Source organism: Vibrio sp. ABH4_348 (assembly GCF_056159765.1).
On record NZ_JBSWVW010000001.1, the window covers coordinates 1,969,018 to 1,989,194 of the forward strand.

Here is a 20,177-nt window from a genome sequence, read left to right on the forward strand (position 1 = left end):
GGTCACAGCTAGCACGCAGGCAAATCGCTATATTTGGTATTGTTAAATTTTTCTTGCAGCCCAAATAAAGTGAGTCAGAAACCATGACCAGTCTAGATTCAACTAAACACAAACATCAAATTATCTTAGTTGAGGATGATGCCGATCTAGCCGATCTCATTAAAAGTTTTCTAGAAAACTATGAGTTTGAAGTCTTAGTCGTGGGCGATGGCATAAGTGCCGTCGAGCAAATCCTCACGCAAAAGCCAGAGTTGGTCATTTTAGACATCATGCTACCTGGACAAAGCGGTATGGAAGTATGTAAACAAGTCCGCGATCAATACCCAGGTATGATCCTAATGCAAACTGCACTTGACGACGATATCGATCAAGTAATGGGACTGGAGCTAGGCGCTGATGATTACGTCGTGAAACAAGTTCAACCTAGACTGCTTTTATCTCGTATTCGGGCACTATTACGACGCCAAGGTCGCTCTGAGACACAATCTGACAGCCAGTCTTTGCACGTAGGTGCGCTCCATATCGATTTGCAACGCAGACTCGTCACACTCAATGACAACCATATCAAACTCACCACGGCTGAATTTGAGCTCTTATATCTACTTGCACAAAATGCCGGTAGTGTGGTTTCAAGGGACATGATTGCACAAAGTATTCGCGGCTTTGAATACGACGGTTTGGATCGCTCTATCGACAGACGAATTTCTCGACTGCGCCGTTCACTAAACGATGACCCACACGAGCCACAGTTGATCATTACGGTACGCGGTAAAGGCTATCAGTTGTGCAGTGATGTACACCATCACTAATAGAAAGATTGGGTTGTAGGTTAGATTATGGTTCGTAGTTTTTTGATTTTGTTGGTGGCGCTGACCATCCCGATGTTGGCAATTGTCTTTCCTTCAGGCATTAACCCAGTCAACTTATTTGCAACGTCGTTAACTGAAAAATACATGGTCTCGACCTTTAGATTCACGTTAAAGTCGATTGAAGAGCAGTTACTTTCTCGTCCCCAATCCGAATGGGATGAATATATTGCTGAACTGCAACCTCACTTCAGTTTGCAACTAAACCTACTGTATATTGAAGATCTCAAAGACAGGCAAGAGCTTTTCGATAAGCTATTAAATCAAAAAATGGCGCTTGCTTATGGAGAGCCCGGAGCAATCTATCACCAAGTCAAAGGGTCACACCGCGTCATCATGTTTGCTCTTGAACCCACCGAAGAGTCCATGATTGTTGATCTCGCTCGCGGCCCTCTTTACATACTCGAACAAGACCTCAAACGTTACCCCAAAGAGCAGTGGCCTGAATTAATAAAAGAGCTGAATTCCGAACACCCAATGCAAGTGTCGTTGATCTCAAAAGACGATCTTCCTGAAAACTTGCATGAGTTTGCCAATAACGGAAATGTCTACAATAAAGAAACCGAAGAAATTGACTCGCACATCTTACTAAAGCTCGATGAAGATACATGGATAGAAATCCTAGACTTCGAAGCCTACAAAATTAATATCCAGTTGATGACGGCAGCGATTGCCTATGTGCTTTTCACTATTGTGTTTGCCATCACCGTCTGGTCAATTCCATTCTTACGAGACCTAAAACGACTGTCAAAAACTGCCGATGAATTTGGTAGAGGTGTACTGCATACACGTTCAAAAATTTACAAACGCTCGGTCATTGCTCGTCTTGCCACGGCCTTCAACAAAATGGCCGACAACATTGAAAAATCAATGGCAACTCAGCGTGAATTAACCAATGCTATCGCGCACGACTTACGAACTCCACTCTACCGCCTGCGTTTTGCCTTTGAAATGTTGAAAGATGACGAAATAGAGCAAGAGCAAAAAGAAAAGTACGAGCGTATTGTCAACTCCAGTATTGAAGATCTTGATCACTTGATCAATCAAACGCTTATCTTGTCTCGCTACAATCGTGTATCCGACATGAGTCAAAGAATGATTTGTCAGTTTGGCTCCGAGTTAAAAACAGAAGTGGAGCATTTCCGCATGGAAAATGCCCACCTGAAAATCGATTTCTTGTGCCACCCTACTTTGATGACACAGTCATTTTCTCTTGACTCAAAAGGTATGATTCGAGTTTTCCGTAACCTAACCAGTAACGCGGCCAAGTTTGCAGAAACGCAATTGCGCGTCACCTTTATGCAAACAGGCAATAACCTGCAGATGATTATCGAAGACGATGGACCAGGAATTGATGAGTCCCTATTTGACAAAGTATTTGAACCTTTTGCTCAGCTCAACAATGAAGAACGCAAAGCTAACAAAGGGCACGGTCTGGGTCTGGCCATTGTGAAAAGTATTGCACGTTGGCACGATGGTGACGTTCGTGTTGGTCGAAGTGTGTTAGGTGGTGCGAAATTCTTGGTCGAGTGGCCACATGTCCAGCCTGCCAAAAATGCAAAACCCGTTGTAACGGATACTTCAGCGTAAGGCTGCCAAATAATGCTCAGAAGTATCATCGTCTTTGTCATCATGCTAATTGGACCCTTGGTGTTGCTCATGATGCCGCCATCGGTTAACCCACTTGCCTATTATGGTATCTACCTGAGTGAAGAATTTTACGATTCGTCTTATCGACCTCCGCTTCAACTTTTGGAAAGCCAACTTGTTGAACTGTCACCCAAAGAGCAACAGGCTCTCATGTCTGATGTTAAACCCCAGTTTGCCCATGACATTGAATTAATTGATATAACAAACTTAAAGGCAAGCGACGAAGTTATTCCAGATCGCGATTTCAGCTTTGTCTTTGGTGATCCAGGTGTTTTTTACTATCGATTTAAGAATGGAAAGCAAGCACTTAAGCTTGCAATTGATCATGGTTCCGCTCAAGACTTTGCCGACTTATTTTACGGCCCATTGATACTATTCAAAAATAAGCTGGACAATCTGAACCCATCAGAGCAACTGCTTCTCGTTGAATCCATCGCGTCCGAGTATCAGCAAAATTATCAAATAATTGATCCTGTCGCCTTTAACAAGGCCAACTTTAGTAAAACCAAATTTAATGACATTTGGTATTCACAAGACTTTGCAATTAACAGTACGTATGCCGTTCCCTTAGCCAATAACAATTGGCTAACCGTTGAAGACCACTATATCGGCAAAGTTGATAACCATGTGATTATTGGAAGCGTGATATACATAGTCGTCGGAATGGCTTTGAGTTTGGCCGCTTGGTTTTACCCTCTTATTCGTGACTTAAGGAAACTAGCGACCACAGCAGAGAAATTCGGCGAGGGGAATTTTGATGTCAAAGCAAAGGTATCCTTTATATCTGCGGTAAATAAACTGGCCAAAACATTCAATCTCATGTCAAACGGCATCGAAAAATCGGTCAAGACTCAGCAGCAACTCACCCATGCTATTTCGCAGGACCTACGGAATCCGCTCCATCGTCTTCAGTTTGCCTACCAAATGTTTTCTGCTGAAAAAAACTTTCGTCAAGACAAAGAGAAATACGTCGCTGTTATTGAAAAAAATATTGATGAGTTAGACAGGATCATTGACCAAACATTACTGCTTTCTCGTTACAATCGGGTTGCTGATCGCAGCCAAAAAAAGCAAGTTAATATACTGAGTAAAGTGTGCTCACAGATAGAAAAGTCCATAGAGCAGTATCCAAAAATAGACATCGTACTCAAGGTCGAAAACTTAACCCAAGACACAGAACTATTACTCGATGACAAAGGCATTCAAAGAGCATTGAACGGCCTCCTAACCTATTCTTGCCGTAGCGCCAAACAAGAAGTACAAGTGTTGACTGCACTCGATAAAGACTCTCTTAATATACATGTGTCCAGCGACGGCTACTTTGACAAGTCACGAGAATCCATTTTTGAACCTGTGGTCCATCAAGAATCAGAACTTGCGAGCAAATCCGATTCGCTAATTCAAGGGATGGATCTCGCCATTGCTAAAGCTATCGCTCACTGGCACGAAGGTTCCGTATCCGTCTCACAATGTCCAAATCTAAAGGGGACACGACTCACTGTCCAACTTCCGTTGCTGTGTGACTAAATGTGACTAGATCGTCCATAAAAGTCTGTATATCCCCTAAAAATTGAGTGATAACTTAGTACCCATAGTCAGCACTTACCGAGAAAGGAATTTTTAGATGAGTTTACGTAAAACCACATTGTTATTGTCCGGAGCCTCGTTATTAGCTCCATTTTCCGTCTTTGCAGAAGATCTACCTCAAGGTCTTAGCGGTTCAGTCGGTTTGTTCGCGTTTTTCGGCTCAGAAGAGTCCCAACTCAATACCGACGACGACAATGCAACAACTACGAGCCTAGATAAAAAGGGCAAGTCTATCAGCGGTGGAACTGCACTACCTGGTGGCGAATTGTTTTACACCATGGATAGTACAACACTGTTTTTAAGCGCCGCAGATGAAGGGTTCCAGGTCGGTGTTCGTCAACAATTTGGTGGCGCTGGTGCACTTACCCTAGCCTACCTTCCCGGTGTACGCGGTGGCGAAGTGTGGAAAGACCCATTTGTCACTAATGCAAAACGTACGACCGCGACAATGGATTCACAAGGGGTTTTAGTAGGCTACGACCACGACTTTTTTAGCACTCAAGTTGTAATGGCTAATAGTGAAATCTCAGCCAGTGATGAACAGTCAGGTAAAGTTGGTGGCAAAAAAGTTGACGGAACGACTGACCTTACGGCTGCAGAACAAAGTCAGCTTGACCGAAATGCAGATTTCCTCAGCTTCTCGTTATCGACCACGCTACCTTTAACGCAACAAATCTTAGTGTCTCCTTCCATCGAGTTTTCAAGCAACGATGCTAAAGGCAAGGCGAACAGCTACAGCAGTTTTGGTGGTGGGTTGACCTTTATTGCCATGGCAGACAAACACACATTCCAACTGGGTTTTGGGGCTGAGGCGTCCAGCTACGATCAGGCAAACCCAGTATTTAATAAGAAGCAAGATACAACCGAGATGAGCGTCTACACAGGTTATGTTTATGCTGAACCGTTTGGTTTAGCAAACACTGATGTGCAAGCGTTTATTGGCTATACACAAGCTGATTCAGAAATTACGTTCTATGACTCCAACGCAATGTTTGCCACTGTTGGTATGTCATACAACTTCTAAGCGAATTACATTCCCTGTAATACACTAACTTGTCCAATTTTGGTCCGGCTCCGACTTCAGTTCCCCTAGGCTGATTTCGGAGCCTTTTTTATTAAATTAGAACATAAACCATTGATAAATAGTCATAAATTTCGACACTTTCGACTAATTTGGTCACATTTATCACACAGTCTGAGACAGTAAGTCTTGGCCCATTTTCATATTCTACCCCTGCACTTTTATTCCCCAATTTTTGATTCGCGTGAGTCACGCAAAGGATTCGAATAATGAAAATTAAGACCGCCTCAGCACTCGTACTTCTTGGACTGGCTATTGTCCTTACTGGTTGTAAATCGAAAAAAGATTTGGAACACGACTGGACACCAATAATTCGAGTCGACCAAGTACCTGCATTTACCGCCAACGCGGCCGCCCAGATATTCACAACAGCCGAAACACGAGTTGATTATGCCAAAATTCAATCATATTCATGGACAAAAGTAAGTGGGCCCGGAAATGTCACCTTTAGCAGCACGACCACAGATGATCCGACTGTAACATTCTCCACTGCAGGTGATTACAAAATCAAACTGGTTGCTCAATCTAGTATCGCAAACAAAAAGGCCACAAAAGAGATTTCAATTACTGTTGGAGCAGCGATTGCAGCGACTTCGGCGACATTCGTCTTAGAGCAAAACAACGACCTAACTAGGCTAGATTCAGTCAATGGCTTTACCTTTGACCAAACCGCTATCGACAATAACCATAAGTGGATTTGGGGAGAAGATGGTTTAGACACCAATTGGCTTACTTTGAACGCACTAAGTGCAGAAGAGAACTTTGATTGGACTAGCAAGCTGCCTGATTTCAGTAACAAGAATCAACTGATTCTAGACCTAACACAAACCCGAACTGGTGATGAAGCGACAACCAAAGCACTAGCCCAACGTTTGATTAGTTTATCGAGCCGCTTTAGCGCTAACAATGGCAAGAATGTAGAAACTGTTGAACCGCTGACGAATTTCACTGCTCCAACTAAGTTGGTAGTGTTGACATCTAATAACACAGGAGCGATGGCTGAACTCTTGATTCACTTACTGACAACAGACGGTAATCAAGCAACAGTGATCGGACAGCAAACTTCAGGCAAAATCTCTAATTTCTTAGAGTTGCAAGGTGCTCTATATACTAATGCTCTAGGCGCAAGACTTACCGGTTTTACACCTGACCAGGCAAATCAGACAGCAAACTTTAGTTCTTCCGTTGAGGTGGCTTTGAAAAAGTAACTCGCCAAAGAAACGAACTTAAAAAAAGAGCCGCATCCGCGGCTCTTACTTATTTGAACTACGGCTTAAATTTTATGCCTGCCTAACAGCGAATGAGACAAGGTTGTACCATCAACCAACTCAAGTTCTCCACCCACTGGTACACCATGGGCAATTCGGCTAGCTTGAATGTTATTGTGATGACACAAATCGGCAATATAACTCGCCGTGGCTTCGCCTTCTACCGTCGGGTTGGTCGCCAGGATTACTTCACTGATTCCACCAGCTCGCAAACGATAGTCCAGCACATCCAGTCCAATATCACTCGGCCCAATTCCATCTAACGGCGACAAGTGCCCCATCAACACAAAATAACGCCCTGAATACTGACCGGTAGCTTCTACCGCAGCAATGTCGGCGGGGCTCTCGACTACACACAGCTGACCGTTTTCCTGACGTTTGGGGTTCGAGCAGATATGACATACATCTTGCTCAGTAAACGTCCGGCACTCTTGGCAATGGCCAATTTCAGACATGGCTTTTGTCAACGCATCCGCAAGCTTCATTCCCCCACTGCGATCGCGCTGCAACAGATGGAAGGCCATACGTTGTGCTGATTTTGGGCCAACGCCAGGCAAGCAGCGCAACGCCTCCATCAGCTGTTCCAGCATTTGGCTGGTTTTCATCGACTAACGCCTGACTTAGAATGGCATCTTCATACCTGGTGGCATTTGCATTCCACCAGTGATACCCGCCATTTTTTCTTTTTGCGTCTCTTCAACTCGACGCGCCGCATCGTTAAACGCTGCTGCAATCAAATCTTCCAGCATGTCTTTGTCATCTTCCATTAGGCTTTCGTCAATATCAACGCGACGAACACTGTGACTGCCAGTGATAGTAATTTTAACTAAGCCAGCACCTGACTCACCGGTGACTTCCATATTGGCAATTTCTTCTTGAAGCTTTTGCATACGCTCTTGCATTTGCTGGGCTTGCTTCATTAGATTGCCCATACCGCCTTTTCCAAACATGTTTTTCTCTCTAGCTAATATCTAGGTTATGGATTAATTAGATCTTGGGGTTGCAACCATGAGTTTCAACTTCCAAATCGAATCACTTTAAATCGGTCTCACACTATCTTTATCCAGTGTGGCAGCAAAACGGTTTTCTATAAACTGAACCACATCATCTTGAGCCAAAGACGCATGTGCTTGCTGCAATTTCCCTTGATACAAACGCTCTCTTAATTCCAACGGCGTTTCGCCACTAGACCCAATCTCGACATTGAGTTCTACGTCGGATTCCATTGCGTGATTCAGTGCGCTTCGCAGTGCCTGAATTGCGTTATCAGTTGCCAGGTGCTGCTGATGGTCGCGCAATACTAAGGTCACCGTATTCTCCACCTGCTGGAAGTGGGCATTCAAGGCTAGTTGCTCAACCATTTTTGGAATCTCGAGCGACTTTATCAAGCCTGACCACGAATCTTGTTTCACAGCTTGTGCGGCCAGTTGCTCGGTCATTTCTGGTGTTTTCTCGTGCTCTAACGCCTTTTTCAACTCACTGGGCGTGAGCTCTTTAGAAACGGGAGTTTCTATAACCTGAGATGGTTTCCACTGGTAAGGCTGATCTGGCTCAGGCGATCCAGCTTGCGCATCTTCAACCAAACTTTTGGTCGCGGGTACAAATTGTCGCTGAGCAATCCTATCTAAAACCGATGATTGCTTGGATTTTGACTTGGAACTCGACTTAGACTGACGCTGAACGACTCCTGCCTGAACTGGATTTGGCTGAGCTGATTCTGACCGAGCCGTATTTCGCTCAGCATGGTTCGCCGCCAAATCAGCGGCGTCAGACTTTTTTCCAGTTTGAGGAGTTCGAGGAAAGTTAGCCCCTTGAGCTTGGGGCTCACTCTTTTGCAAATTCTTACGTTGAGAGCGCAGTTGATGCCGCAAACCAGCCAAACTAGGTTTGTTGGGGGCTGGCTCAACGGTGTTTGTTGCGCGCAGTTCTATTTTCGCTTGACTAACAACAGATTGGTTGGGCTCTGGCAAACCATATTCACCGTGAGCCTCCGAATAGTCCGACTCATCGTATTGTGGTAAATCGCTGTAATCAGGCCCAGACTGTGTTTGCGAGTGTTCACCCGTTGAAGGCACATTAGTAATAGGAGAATTGCTGTCCGACACATTTTCACTCACAGCCTTACGAGCTGGTTGTTCACTCAGCGTGTTTTGCTGTTGTGCCTGAACGCTCTGAACTGCTTTGTCGATTTGCCCATTGCTTGTTTCAGCGACTGACTGATTAGGTGCGGATGAGTTTGGCTGAATTTGTTGCTGTAATTGAGCAACCGGAGCGCCACTCGAACCGGCGTTAGCTGAAACATCCGTTGACGATAACGTAGATAGGGGTTTAACAGTCGGGGCAACAGGCCTAAATGCCAACATTCTTAGCGCCGCCATTTCAATACCAATGCGGCCGTTTGGCGCCAAAGGCAAATCCTGACGGGCTTTTAACGCAATCTGATAAAACAGCTGCACTTCTTCAGGGCTCAAGCTTCCCGCCAACAGAGTCAAATGCTCAGCATCGGGCTCAGCTTGATCAAGCGTGGATGGAAGAAATTGATACATGGCAACGCGATGCAGTTGCTCAACTAACTGTTTTAGCAGTCCGTCCCACTCAACACCAACATTGGCCAATTCAGCGATTTTGTTGATCACCAATTCAGCATTTTTACTGCTGATAGCTTCTAACAAATGCAGCGCTTGATCAGTATCTAAGGTGCCTAACATGTTGACCACATGAGGCAGATCAACTTGTCCATTGCCCAATGCAATCGCTTGATCGGTCAAGCTTAATGCATCTCGCATACTGCCTTCCGCAGCATGCGAGATAAGTCCTAATGCCTTATTATCGAAACCCACTTGCTCAGCATCCAGTATTTTGTCCAAATGCTGATGTATGGTATCGGCCGACATCGGTTTCAAATGAAACTGTAAGCAGCGGGATAACACGGTAACAGGAAGTTTTTGCGGGTCAGTAGTCGCCAGTAAGAACTTAACGTACTCAGGCGGCTCTTCCAGTGTTTTAAGAAGTGCATTAAAGCTGTGGCGTGACAGCATATGCACTTCATCGATCAAATAAACTTTGAATCGACCACGCGCGGGCTTGTATTGAACGTTATCGAGCAGATCACGAGTGTCCTCAACCTTAGTACGTGATGCAGCGTCAATTTCCAACAAATCAACAAATCGACCTTGGTCAATTTCTTGGCAAGTCGCACACTGACCGCAAGGCGTAGAGGTTATCCCAGTTTCACAATTCAAGCCTTTGGCAAACAAACGAGCGATCGTTGTTTTACCAACACCGCGCGTACCGCTAAACAAATAGGCGTGATGCAGTCGGTCTTGATTAAGTGCATTTTCTAGGGCTGTCAGCACATGTTGCTGGCCCGCCACTTCAGAAAAATGCTTGGGTCTCCATTTACGCGCTAAGGCAAGGTAACTCATTAGTATTCTCGATTAGTGTCCTTCAAACTCGACAATGCTGTAGACATTTAAGCCAAGAGCTTCTAGGCGCTTGTCACCACCAATTTCAGGTAGGTTGATAACAAAAGCCGCATGTTCTACTTCACCACCAAGTTGGCGAATCAATTGGGTTGTGGCTTCAATTGTACCGCCTGTCGCAAGAAGATCATCTACAACCAGTACTTTATCGCCTTCAGAAATTGCGTCTGTATGAATTTCCAGCGTATCTGTGCCGTATTCCAATTCATAGGTTTGCGCAATCGTATTGCGTGGGAGTTTGCCGGGCTTACGCACTGGAACAAAACCAACACCAAGTTCAAGTGCAAGTGGTGCACCAAATAAAAAACCGCGAGCCTCTGTACCAACAATTTTGGTGAAGCCCATCGCTTGGTACTTTTCGACCAAGATTTGAATCGTCGCCTGATACGCTGCAGGGTCTTCCATCAAACTGGTTACGTCACGGAACAAAATGCCCGCTTTCGGGTAATCAGGAATGGATTTGATGCTTGCTTTAATCTGGGCGATTTTTTCAGTAGTCATATTACGAATCTTTTACCAAATCATCTCAAGAAGAGTGTGTCCATAAATAGAATCACTCATCCAATTCGATGATAGTTACGTCGTCCAATACTTTTCTGACGACAAAAAATTAATGCCCACTCGAAGAATGGGCACACTTCTCTGCAATCTTAGTGATTTTCGGATCAGTCAGCAAGCGACGACAACCGCAATTCTGTAAGGATATTTTGATTCTACTCAATGTCTCTTGTAGGCAAACGATTAAACCAAAACAACAAGTAGAGAAAACCAACAAAAAGACCCAACTTGACCCATATAATTGGGACAATCCAGATTGATAATGAAAAACTACAAACAATTAAAATGTTGGCTCGACGCTTCACCTTGGCTGACACAGATCGATGTTGTTGCCAGTTCGACAAAACGGGGCCAAAGGTAGGGTGTGATGATAACCAACGATGAAATTTTGGGCTCCCTCTCATAAAGCACGCACTAGCGAGTAGAACCAATGGTGTCGTCGGCAAGACAGGTAAAAAAATACCAATAAACCCAACGACGAGAGCGAGGCCACCTGCAACATTGTATGCCCAGGTTTTAATTTTGTGCTTCATACTGTCAGCATAATCAGGCAATTGGTAACAGAGAGAAGTGGCTAGTCTAAAGTGAGTCAATGTCACTCACAAGCGTCTTAGTTTGGCTAGATGAAGGTCTTACTGGGAAGTAGGTCGAAAAATCAAATTTAGCGCTCGACAAAAAGCCACAACATGAGCGCTACAACTCATTTTTCAATTAGAAAACGGCGTATCCATTTGCCACTCGAATCCAAGTTAATGTCGCTGGCAGCGTTGGGATAAGCAAAGCAGCAACAAACCCTAAAAAGTACCAAACATTAAACGGTTCTTGGTAATCTTGGTCAGCCATAATTACTTCCTTTTTGTTAACTTTCTCACCATGGCTACATTGGCCATGAGTTATCTCATTAACTACTGAGCATGTAGTTATCAGAATCACCTAAACAGTATAGTGAAGGCGCGACAATATACCCCACGGGTATAAAGCAAAACAAGCATAGAAATTGTGGTTATATGTAAACCATTGAGTTAGAGGGGTTTTATTACTTGGAAATATACCCAAGTAACTTCAAGATACAGGATTCAGAGCTACATATTCTGGTTCAGTTCAAGGAAGAGAACGCAGCGGAATGACGAGTCCTTTCCAAGTTCTTTGACGAAGAAATGAGTCAGAATATGAGCTCCCAAGGGCGAGTTTAACTAGGCTTCATACTGCGTTATTGATTCTTGATGTAAAGCGACTAGATCTGCAAATCAATGCCTTGTCTGAAGACTAGTTAATTCTCGCTGAACCTCGCATCTTGAGGTCACTTGGGTATAGAAAAGAAAAAGCGCTTAATCGAGTAAGCGCTTTAGATAATTGACTAGGAATGTTTAGGCGGTTCCACCCTGATAGATATCGAGGCTAAAACTACTGCTGCCCACTCGACTAAGAGAAAGCTGACAGGCAGAATGAATCGGTAAATCGACAACAACAAAGTTCTTCACGCAGTTATTACCCAAACTGGAACCTGCAGAAATGTGTTGTTGAGTCACACCATTTGACCACTGAGCTTCAACCCCTGCCGGCAAAATAGACACTGTGCCATCAGTGAGATCGGCCACACCAAACAGAGCGTTGATTGGACCACTGCAGGTTGAGCATTTGAGGCCATTTTCCAGCAGAAACGCGAGGTCTTTCAAATCAGCATTGTGCGATTTCAAATTACGTAGATAGTCGTGGAATAAGGCACGCACCAGTAATGTTGTCGCTGGCCCAGTGCTACTGCCGCTCTCTGCATCCACTAAATAAAACGCAAATTGGCCATTCATTAGCCACGCATAGTCAAAGACGAGTGGCATGGTATCGGCAGACTGTAAAAGCCGGTAGGCACATTTCCAATCGCCTTGCTTTGTATCTTTCTCTGGCAGTAGAGCATGCAACAAATCGCGGGCGGCATTGGGGTTATCACGCAGATATTGCAGGTGCCAGTGAAGTTCTTCTTCTTCCGGCAATGCGCCACTGTCGACTCTAAACCACTGAGTAGTAAAATCGCGTTGATCACACAGGTGATTCATGGATTCATCGAGTGTGCTTTCAATTGCCTGTAATAAATGCGCATGATTATTCAAAGGTTTGGGTAAGAAATCCTTGATACCAAATCGCAGCGCGCGCGCCACATCAGACATCTCGTCGGTATCAGACACCACCACGATTGGCAGTGACGGGTATTCAAGGCTCACTTCTTCAACAAATTCAATGTTGCCGTGTACAGGCATAGCAAGATCGCAGACAACGATATCGGGCTCGTGCTCTTTCAACGCTGCTAACCCTTTCACGCCATTGTCGGCCTCAACCACTTCATAACCTTGTGCTTGCAAGCAGCTTTTAGTCATTTTTCTGAAAATAGGATCATCATCAACTACTAAAACCAATTGCGAAGCTATTTCTCGGTGTGGAGCCATACTCACCACCGTATTTGTTGTTTTTTGCATAAGCCTCTGCCTCACCAAAATCAGTGCATATTATTGTTGTTTTTATAACCACCCCTTAAAAGTAGTCTCGAACCTATATTTATACAAATATAGGTGTCCCTACACTTTGTAGGCACAATATGTATGAAACTGCATATATTTCAATGCTTGTTGACGAAACGCAAAATTTTGCGTCATTAATGAGGATAAATTCGATAGTTTGGTAAAACTTTGTTTCTTAAGCCATGAAACTCGATGATTTAAACCTTTTCCGACTCGTTGTAAAAAATGGAAGCTACACCGCAACTTCCAAGAAAACTGGGATTCCGGTCGCAACAATTACGCGACGAATGCAAGCTCTTGAAGACTCATTAAATATACGTTTAATGAACCGACATGCGCGTAAATTGTCACTGACTGAAGCGGGAGAAAAGTTCCACCAAGAATGTGGTCCCCTTTTGGTGCAGTTGCTTAAGAAAACCGAACACATTGCCGATGAATCTCGTGGAGCTGCTGGCAGAATTCATATCGCCGCACCTGAGAATCTGACCAAACGCATGATGATGCCGGTGTTTAACCGCTTTATGCATGCCTACCCGGATATTTCGATCGATCTGACCACCACCAATCAGTTAGACCAACTAGACCCACAAGAGTGGGACGTCATTTTTAAAGTAGGTCCACAAAGAGATTCCAGCTTAATTGCTCGCAAACTACATTCAATTCAAGATGTCTTGGTTGCGAGCCCTGACTATCTAGAACAACATCCCAAACTGACTCACGCCGAGGACTTAAAAAAACACGCGTTACTAAAAGGTCATCCATTAATGCGCTGGCAACTGGTCAACCCTGAAGGCGATGCCTTGGTTAACACAGACAAGGGGCGATTGGAGGCAAACGCGCTGAATGTAGTTCGACGTGCATGCTCTGATGGGCTTGGTATTGCGCTGATGCCAGATGTTATGGTTGCTGAATATTTACAAGGTGGCCAGTTAATGCGAGTACTCGACAATTGGTGCGCCAACCAGCGAGATATTTACATGCTGTATAGCCACAGAGAAAAGCAGCCTGAAAAAGTCCGCTTGTTCATCGATTTTGTAAAACAAAGCTTTGAAGAGCTTTAATCTCAAGGGCGTGGTGACCTTGGCAAAACACAAAAGACGCCAGCAACACTGTGTTGGCGTTTTTCCTTAAAAATCAGTATTCCTAGCTAGAGATCGCTACATAAACTCAACAAAATCAGCTAAGTTTCTTTCTGGCGCCTTCATCGGCGTGCAACCTGGTGTACCCAAGTACAAAAAGCCAACAATTTCGTCCTCGCCTTGCAAACCAAATGCTTGTTTTACCTGTTGGTGGAACATCCACTTACCGGAACGCCAAAAGCCTTGAAATCCTTGCGCCACAGCAGCCATTTGCATCGCTTGCGCGGCACAGGCTGCTGAGAGGTGTTGCTCTATCGCCGGCACTTTCTCGTGTTCAGTGACTTTTGCTATCACAGTGATCACCATGGGCGCACGAAATGGTGCATTGGCGAGTTTCTCGATGGTCGCCTCGTCGGCGTTCTCAGATTTCGCAGCCGCAACCAATACATCCGCCAGCTTACCTAAGCCAGATCCTTGAGAAATCACAAAGCGCCAAGGCGTTAAACCAGCGTGATCGGGCGCGCGCAATCCGGCGCGAATGATATTTTCCAAGACTTTGCCTTCCGGCGCTGGGGCCGATAGCTTTGCGATTGAGCGACGATTAAGTAAAAGTTCTAACGCGTCCATAACATGTCCTAGTGATTAATTTAGAGATTATAGTTTTGGCAATGATAATAGCTCTCAGTGCAACAAATTACGAACCCAAATTTTTTAAGGATTTAGCCCGTTATAGCGACTCACTAGATGACCCGTTTAACCGTAAAACGACCCTCCCTGCTCTGCGCGTTTTAGCAGCCCATCGCATGGTGCAAACCTGTCACCCCGTTTTTGCTGCAAGTGACGCAGTCGCTCAACAACATGGTCAATGCCCATGCTATCCATATAACGGAATGGCCCGCCAAGAAACGGCGGAAAACCAATGCCGAATATGGCGCCAATATCGCCATCACGGGGGGAACGAATCACCTGCTCATCTAAACAGCGCACAGCTTCATTTAACATGGTCAACAAACAAGGCTCAGAGATATCAGCGCTGTCGAATTCGCGGTCACTTTTGCAATTTAATAAGGTATAAACGGCACTATCGGCTTGCGACTTTTTGGCGTTTTTGTAGTGGTAAAACCCTTTACTCGACTTGCGACCTTTTCGCCCGTCCTTTAGCAAAACCTCAAACACATCTTTTTGCTTCACTTCAGGAGCTTTAAATCGCTCTCCGAGTTCATCAATCATAATAGGCAGAATTTTTGAGCCAACATCAATCCCGACCTCGTCCAACAAGGTAAACGGCCCAACTGGAAAACCAGCATCGAGTAACGCATCATCGATACGTTCAATTGCTGCACCTTGCAGTAAGGTATGCATGGCCTCACTCAAATACGGCGTAAGAATGCGATTCACGTAAAACCCTGCGCTGTCTTTGACCACGATGGCGGTTTTGCCCTGCTTTTTCGCCAGAGCTAGTGTGTTAGCGATGGTTTGGTCATTGGTCGTATGGTGGGGAATAATCTCCACCAAAGGCATTTTTTCGACCGGGCTAAAATAGTGCAAACCGATGACTTGCTCTGGTCGCGCCGCACCCTCGGCAATTTTAGCGATCGGAATCGACGATGTGTTACTGGCAAACACTGTATTTTTATTCCCCAAAGCTTCAATGTCAGCCAACATGGATTGCTTAAGCGCTAAATCTTCAAACACGGCTTCGACAACAATATCCGCACGCTTTAACCCTGAATTATCTTGAGTAGCTGATAAGTTGTTCAGTTGCTTTTGCATGCCGGCGTAGCGAATAAACCGGCGACGGCGTTGCTTGTTGAGTCTCTTATACAAATATGCGTGAGCGCCAAGTAATGCATCTTGGCTGAGATCTTTGATGCGCGTATCCAATCCCGCTTTGCTGGCACTCACCATAGCAATGCCTGAACCCATTAGGCCCGCACCAAGCACCGCCACTTTCTCAATAGGTTGAGCAGGTGTTTCCACTACGGAGTCTTTCTTCAACTCGGTTGACGCAAAAAAGATGGAACGCAAAGCGTGTGATTGCGGCGTCATAACCAGCTGCGCAAATAACTCCGCTTCGGTTTGATACCCAGTAGCGCGGTGACTGCCAAAGCCCGCGTCGATAGCCTTAAGAATCAAATCAATCGCAGGGTAATTGCCACGCGCCTTTTGCTCGGCCGTTTTTTTCGCCTTGGTAAAGACTTGCTGCCTCACCCATTCTGGTTGCATCAAAATACGCTGCGTAATTGGCAAACGGCGTTTGGGCTTAGGCTTATTCACATAATCGGCAGCGACTTGATGGAGTATTTCAACATCAACGGCTTCATCGGCCAGCCCTTTTTTCACTGCAGGTCTCGCGCGAACTTGCTTGCCCGTCAAAATCATATCGAGCGCTGTAACCAAGCCCACCAGCTTGGGCAATCGCTGAGTACCACTTGAGCCCGGCAATAACCCAAGCTGAACTTCAGGCAGCCCAAGGCGCGTGCTCGCATCATTTGAAATGATTCGATAATCGCAAGCCAGCGCCATTTCCAAGCCGCCACCGAGACACAAGCCGTGAATGGCAACAACCGTGGTGACATTGAGATCTTCAATTCGTTGGAATAATGTCTGACCGGTTTGCGCTAAGTGCTGCGCTTCTTCTGCGCTTTGGCAAGCAGCTAACATGTTCACATCAGCACCTGCGATAAAGCTGTCTTCTTTACCAGATACAAACACCACACCAGTCAAGTCGTGCTGTGATTCTATTTCGTCAAGTACCGTTGCCAGCTCTTGCATTGACTCAGGCCCCAACACGTTCATTGATGCCGATTTCACGTCGATACTGACCCAAGCGATGTGGTTGTCATCAATATTGAGCGTTAACACTTCACCTTTCATGATTCCACCTCCAACACCATGGCCGAACCTAAACCACCCGCCGCACAGGCGGTATTTAACGCCAGCCCGCCCCCTCGTCGTTTCAACTCATGCAAGGTTTGTACTATCATGCGCGCGCCCGTTGCGGCAAATGGATGGCCGTAGGCAATTGAGCCCCCTTGCACATTAAACTTATCCATATCAAGATCGCCAATGGCTTGGCTACGCCCTAACTTATCGTTGGCAAACCGTTGGCTGGACCACATTTTCACATTTGCCAAGCTTTGCGCCGCAAATGCCTCATGCATATCGACTAACGTTAGGTCTGACAAGCTCACTCCAGCTCTATCTAAGGCAACTGGCGTGGCGTATGCCGGCCCCATCAACATATCGCGCTCAGCAGGCAAAGCAGCAAAGGCATACGACTTAATAAAGCCAAGTGGTTGATAACCCAACGAACGCGCCCGACTTTCACTCATCAGTAATATTGCCGCGGCGCCATCGGTTAATGGCGTACTGTTAGCTGCCGTCACTGAGCCATGTTTTCTGTCAAACGCTGGTCGCAGTTTTTGATAGCTGGCTAGCTCTGAGTCAAACCTCACATTGTTGTCTTGGTCTATCCAGCTTTTAAACGGCTCGGGATACGCCGTCATGACCTCTTGGGCAAGATGTCCACTTTGCCAAGCGGCGGCGGCGAGTTGATGAGAGCGATGAGCAAACTCATCTTGGTCATTGCGAGAAATACCATGCGTTTTTGCCATTTGCTCGGCAGTTTGCCCCATGGTTAGGCCTGTCGAGTACTCTGCAATGGCAGGAGGAACCGGAATGGCATCTTTGGCACGCAGCTTTTTCAGTAACGTTAATTTTTGACTTAATGTTTTGGCTTTAGAAAGGGACAATAAGATCGAAGCCAGATTTCGGCTGACACCAATAGGCAGCACCGACGTGGAATCAGCACCACCGGCAATACCCACATCAATATCTCCTACTATGATGCTTTGGGCGATGTTGACCACAGACTGAAAGCTCGTCGCGCAGGCACGCGTGACACTGTAGGCGTCAGTATGAATGTTCATGCCCGTACCTAACACGATTTCACGCGCAATATTGGGCGCAGCCGGCATTTGTACCACTTGGCCAAACACCACTTGTTGAATCCATTTTGGATCGACTTCATTGCGCTGCAACAATTCTGAAACCGCCATCTTGCCGAGATCAACCGCTGGCACCTCTTTAAATGCTGTCGCTTGCCTAGCAAAGGGAGTACGGATTCCCGCCACAATCGCCACTCTATCGCCGTTTGATGTTTGCAATGATTGTCGCTGATTGGCGTTGGTATCTGAAATAAATGGAGAAGCTTGACTCATACCCTGACATTCCCTTTCGTGGTCTGACCTGTTAAATGTAAATGGGATGTTAGTGAAGATCAAACAAGGAATTGAATAACTGAGATTTTCTACAACACATAGATTTATCAGATAAAAAAAACCACACCTTGTGGTGTGGTTGGAATGATAAAGCAATTAACTTACGCCAATTGAAATAATCAGTTACCTGATTAGGAGAAAGTAAAGTCAGCCTTCAAAAGGAAGTGTCATCTTGCTCAACTGTCGGCCAAACCGACTAGATGACGTAAGTAACTATAACGCTCTGTTCATCTCATATATTGGTTTAGATCAAGTTTGCTCAACTTGAAAAAGCCAACCCACCCAGATTTGATTTAACGCAATTTTTTCACGTCGACTATACAAATAATTGCAAAGCAAAAAGTCTTGAGTCTTAGTACACTTAGCTCAACAGTCATCATGGAGCGACTCGTTGATAAAACTTTTTGGAAATAAAAAGTCGGGTGCCACGGTCAATAAAGACATGGACAGACAAAGACAATACGAAGCACTGGTTCGTGCATATCACAGGGATTTGTATCGCTACGCTTATTGGCTAAGCAAAGACCCAACGGTTGCCGAAGATTTAGTGCAAGAGACCTTTTTAAGGGCTTGGAAATCGCTCGATAGCTTGCTTGACCAAAAGGCTGCAAAATCGTGGTTAATCACCATTTTGCGCCGTGAGAACGCGAGGCGATTTGAACGCAAACAACTGGATTTAGTCGACATTGACGATCACGGCAATGACGCAAAATACAGCGATGACGCACACCACCAATCTGAGTGGATTCAGCAGCAAATTATGAAGCTGGATGTGGAATACCGCGAGCCGTTGTTCTTACAAGTTGTCGGCGGATTCAGCGGTGAAGAAATTTCAGACATTTTGGATTTGAACAAGAACACCGTTATGACTCGCCTATTTAGAGCGCGAAACCAGATAAAAGATATGATGGAGTCAGAACAAAAATTAAGGGGGGCATTGTAATGGATGATTTAGAATTTCGTCGCCGCCTATTGTCGGATCCCAAGGCGCGAGACAGTGAAATCCAAGATGCACTAGCAAGCAGCGAGAAAAACAACAAGTTCGCCGAAGACTTGTTGGATCTAGATAGCAAAATCGCTGCAGCGATGAACGTGCCAGTGCCGGATGACTTAGCCGACAAAATTTTGTATCAACAAACGGCGAATCACGCACCGAAAAAGCCGCAAGTACAAATGAGCCGTCAGTGGTTGGCAATGGCTGCCAGCGTTACATTTGTGTTTGGTTTACTGCTTGGTCAACTCAACTGGGGCAACCTAATTGTGCCGACCGCGCAAGCCAGCATGGCAGACACGGCCGTTGAATTAGTGAGAATGGAACAGCCATTTGTTGCTCGTATTGACGAACAAGTCGATACCCAGCAGATCAACGCCAAGATGAAACCCTTCTCGAAAATCATGGTGAAGGATTTCCCATACCACGTTTACTACTTGAATCACTGTGGCTTTGGCGAAACAAATGCAGTTCATATCGTTTTTTCCGGCAAAAGCGGAAAAGTCACGCTATTCTTAACTAATATACCGACCACAGAAACTAGCAAGTTTAAGGATGGTCATTTACACGGCACCATCACACCAGTTGGTGAGTCGAGTTTAATATTAGTGGGTGAGATGGATGAAGATATGGAATCCATCACCAAAGCGGTAATCGAAGTGATTGAAACGGACGCATAATTTTCCGGTTTAGATATTCGATTTACCGAAACCAGTTTACTTGGGGTAATACGGGCTCAATCCTAGTTGATGAGCCCTTTTTTTTGTTTGAAATTCGCGTATTGATTACCCCTCCCAGCCTCCCCTCAAAGGGGAGGAGTAT

At 45.3% G+C, this 20,177-nt stretch carries 18 protein-coding genes; 8 read left to right on the forward strand and 10 right to left on the reverse strand.

The genetic code is table 11. The annotated features are described in order from the left end of the window. Positions 1 to 83 precede the first annotated feature (83 nt). The 5 genes from ACXAFJ_RS09030 to ACXAFJ_RS09050 all read left to right on the forward strand — a co-directional run bounded on the left by ACXAFJ_RS09030 (position 84) and on the right by ACXAFJ_RS09050 (position 6,392). On the forward strand, positions 84 to 809 hold the full coding sequence (locus ACXAFJ_RS09030; RefSeq protein WP_475322909.1) for a winged helix-turn-helix domain-containing protein: 726 nt from the start codon (positions 84 to 86) through the stop codon (positions 807 to 809). A gap of 27 nt (positions 810 to 836) precedes the next feature. Then, a complete protein-coding gene (locus ACXAFJ_RS09035; protein WP_475322911.1) occupies positions 837 to 2,456 on the forward strand; it encodes an ATP-binding protein in 1,620 nt (539 codons plus the stop codon). Between the two features lie 12 nt (positions 2,457 to 2,468). Then, a complete protein-coding gene (locus ACXAFJ_RS09040; protein WP_475322912.1) occupies positions 2,469 to 4,043 on the forward strand; it encodes a histidine kinase dimerization/phospho-acceptor domain-containing protein in 1,575 nt (524 codons plus the stop codon). Positions 4,044 to 4,140: 97 nt separating this feature from the next. Further along, a complete protein-coding gene (locus ACXAFJ_RS09045) occupies positions 4,141 to 5,127 on the forward strand; it encodes a DUF2860 family protein (RefSeq protein WP_475322913.1) in 987 nt (328 codons plus the stop codon). Between the two features lie 266 nt (positions 5,128 to 5,393). Next, positions 5,394 to 6,392: a PKD domain-containing protein gene (locus ACXAFJ_RS09050; RefSeq protein WP_475322915.1), complete on the forward strand. Its 999-nt coding sequence runs from the start codon at positions 5,394 to 5,396 to the stop codon at positions 6,390 to 6,392. Positions 6,393 to 6,457: 65 nt separating this feature from the next. Here the strand turns inward: ACXAFJ_RS09050 and recR are convergent, their stop codons facing one another. The 7 genes from recR to ACXAFJ_RS09085 form a co-directional block, all read right to left on the reverse strand. Continuing rightward, positions 6,458 to 7,057 carry a recombination mediator RecR gene (gene recR / locus ACXAFJ_RS09055; protein WP_475322917.1) on the reverse strand — a complete coding sequence of 200 codons (600 nt, stop codon included), beginning with the start codon at positions 7,055 to 7,057 and terminating at the stop codon, positions 6,458 to 6,460. A 15-nt stretch (positions 7,058 to 7,072) separates the two neighbouring features. Beyond that, complete coding sequence (locus ACXAFJ_RS09060; protein WP_475322919.1) at positions 7,073 to 7,402, reverse strand: YbaB/EbfC family nucleoid-associated protein; 330 nt, start codon at positions 7,400 to 7,402, stop codon at positions 7,073 to 7,075. A gap of 87 nt (positions 7,403 to 7,489) precedes the next feature. Beyond that, a complete protein-coding gene (dnaX, locus tag ACXAFJ_RS09065) occupies positions 7,490 to 9,877 on the reverse strand; it encodes a DNA polymerase III subunit gamma/tau (protein ID WP_475322920.1) in 2,388 nt (795 codons plus the stop codon). 12 nt (positions 9,878 to 9,889) lie between these two features. Then, positions 9,890 to 10,435 carry an adenine phosphoribosyltransferase gene (apt, locus tag ACXAFJ_RS09070; protein ID WP_475322921.1) on the reverse strand — a complete coding sequence of 182 codons (546 nt, stop codon included), beginning with the start codon at positions 10,433 to 10,435 and terminating at the stop codon, positions 9,890 to 9,892. Between the two features lie 212 nt (positions 10,436 to 10,647). Next, positions 10,648 to 11,025 carry a YbaN family protein gene (locus ACXAFJ_RS09075; protein WP_475322923.1) on the reverse strand — a complete coding sequence of 126 codons (378 nt, stop codon included), beginning with the start codon at positions 11,023 to 11,025 and terminating at the stop codon, positions 10,648 to 10,650. Between the two features lie 178 nt (positions 11,026 to 11,203). After that, positions 11,204 to 11,335: a hypothetical protein gene (locus tag ACXAFJ_RS09080; RefSeq protein WP_475322924.1), complete on the reverse strand. Its 132-nt coding sequence runs from the start codon at positions 11,333 to 11,335 to the stop codon at positions 11,204 to 11,206. A gap of 524 nt (positions 11,336 to 11,859) precedes the next feature. Then, positions 11,860 to 12,930, reverse strand: a complete 1,071-nt coding sequence (locus ACXAFJ_RS09085; RefSeq protein WP_475324096.1) for a response regulator — start codon at positions 12,928 to 12,930, stop codon at positions 11,860 to 11,862. A 254-nt stretch (positions 12,931 to 13,184) separates the two neighbouring features. Between ACXAFJ_RS09085 and ACXAFJ_RS09090 the strand changes: the two genes are divergently transcribed. Then, on the forward strand, positions 13,185 to 14,063 hold the full coding sequence (locus tag ACXAFJ_RS09090; RefSeq protein ID WP_475322925.1) for a LysR family transcriptional regulator: 879 nt from the start codon (positions 13,185 to 13,187) through the stop codon (positions 14,061 to 14,063). Between the two features lie 96 nt (positions 14,064 to 14,159). Here ACXAFJ_RS09090 and ACXAFJ_RS09095 read toward each other — a convergent pair whose 3' ends face one another. The 3 genes from ACXAFJ_RS09095 to fadI form a co-directional block, all read right to left on the reverse strand. Then, positions 14,160 to 14,708 carry an NAD(P)H nitroreductase gene (locus ACXAFJ_RS09095; RefSeq protein WP_475322927.1) on the reverse strand — a complete coding sequence of 183 codons (549 nt, stop codon included), beginning with the start codon at positions 14,706 to 14,708 and terminating at the stop codon, positions 14,160 to 14,162. A gap of 126 nt (positions 14,709 to 14,834) precedes the next feature. Further along, positions 14,835 to 16,958 (reverse strand): fatty acid oxidation complex subunit alpha FadJ, encoded by a 2,124-nt coding sequence (gene fadJ, locus ACXAFJ_RS09100; protein ID WP_475322928.1) that lies wholly within the window; start codon positions 16,956 to 16,958, stop codon positions 14,835 to 14,837. Then, positions 16,955 to 18,304: an acetyl-CoA C-acyltransferase FadI gene (fadI, locus tag ACXAFJ_RS09105; protein ID WP_475322929.1), complete on the reverse strand. Its 1,350-nt coding sequence runs from the start codon at positions 18,302 to 18,304 to the stop codon at positions 16,955 to 16,957. Before fadI ends, fadJ begins: the two co-directional genes overlap by 4 nt. Positions 18,305 to 18,755: 451 nt before the next feature. Between fadI and ACXAFJ_RS09110 the strand changes: the two genes are divergently transcribed. Both ACXAFJ_RS09110 and ACXAFJ_RS09115 read left to right on the forward strand, forming a co-directional pair. Then, complete coding sequence (locus ACXAFJ_RS09110; RefSeq protein ID WP_475322930.1) at positions 18,756 to 19,307, forward strand: sigma-70 family RNA polymerase sigma factor; 552 nt, start codon at positions 18,756 to 18,758, stop codon at positions 19,305 to 19,307. After that, a complete protein-coding gene (locus ACXAFJ_RS09115; protein WP_475322932.1) occupies positions 19,307 to 20,035 on the forward strand; it encodes a DUF3379 family protein in 729 nt (242 codons plus the stop codon). Before ACXAFJ_RS09110 ends, ACXAFJ_RS09115 begins: the two co-directional genes overlap by 1 nt. Positions 20,036 to 20,177: the final 142 nt, after the last annotated feature.

Excerpts from the sequence above, each read along its gene's own strand:
- ACXAFJ_RS09030 (WP_475322909.1), top strand. The coding sequence starts at position 84 with ATGACCAGTCTAGATTCAACTAAACACAAACATCAAATTATCTTAGTT.
- ACXAFJ_RS09035 (WP_475322911.1), top strand. The coding sequence starts at position 837 with ATGGTTCGTAGTTTTTTGATTTTGTTGGTGGCGCTGACCATCCCGATG.
- ACXAFJ_RS09040 (WP_475322912.1), top strand. The coding sequence starts at position 2,469 with ATGCTCAGAAGTATCATCGTCTTTGTCATCATGCTAATTGGACCCTTG.
- ACXAFJ_RS09045 (WP_475322913.1), top strand. The coding sequence starts at position 4,141 with ATGAGTTTACGTAAAACCACATTGTTATTGTCCGGAGCCTCGTTATTA.
- ACXAFJ_RS09050 (WP_475322915.1), top strand. The coding sequence starts at position 5,394 with ATGAAAATTAAGACCGCCTCAGCACTCGTACTTCTTGGACTGGCTATT.
- recR (WP_475322917.1), bottom strand. The coding sequence starts at position 7,057 with ATGAAAACCAGCCAAATGCTGGAACAGCTGATGGAGGCGTTGCGCTGC.
- ACXAFJ_RS09060 (WP_475322919.1), bottom strand. The coding sequence starts at position 7,402 with ATGTTTGGAAAAGGCGGTATGGGCAATCTAATGAAGCAAGCCCAGCAA.
- dnaX (WP_475322920.1), bottom strand. The coding sequence starts at position 9,877 with ATGAGTTACCTTGCCTTAGCGCGTAAATGGAGACCCAAGCATTTTTCT.
- apt (WP_475322921.1), bottom strand. The coding sequence starts at position 10,435 with ATGACTACTGAAAAAATCGCCCAGATTAAAGCAAGCATCAAATCCATT.
- ACXAFJ_RS09075 (WP_475322923.1), bottom strand. The coding sequence starts at position 11,025 with ATGAAGCACAAAATTAAAACCTGGGCATACAATGTTGCAGGTGGCCTC.
- ACXAFJ_RS09080 (WP_475322924.1), bottom strand. The coding sequence starts at position 11,335 with ATGGCTGACCAAGATTACCAAGAACCGTTTAATGTTTGGTACTTTTTA.
- ACXAFJ_RS09085 (WP_475324096.1), bottom strand. The coding sequence starts at position 12,930 with ATGGCTCCACACCGAGAAATAGCTTCGCAATTGGTTTTAGTAGTTGAT.
- ACXAFJ_RS09090 (WP_475322925.1), top strand. The coding sequence starts at position 13,185 with ATGAAACTCGATGATTTAAACCTTTTCCGACTCGTTGTAAAAAATGGA.
- ACXAFJ_RS09095 (WP_475322927.1), bottom strand. The coding sequence starts at position 14,708 with ATGGACGCGTTAGAACTTTTACTTAATCGTCGCTCAATCGCAAAGCTA.
- fadJ (WP_475322928.1), bottom strand. The coding sequence starts at position 16,958 with ATGAAAGGTGAAGTGTTAACGCTCAATATTGATGACAACCACATCGCT.
- fadI (WP_475322929.1), bottom strand. The coding sequence starts at position 18,304 with ATGAGTCAAGCTTCTCCATTTATTTCAGATACCAACGCCAATCAGCGA.
- ACXAFJ_RS09115 (WP_475322932.1), top strand. The coding sequence starts at position 19,307 with ATGGATGATTTAGAATTTCGTCGCCGCCTATTGTCGGATCCCAAGGCG.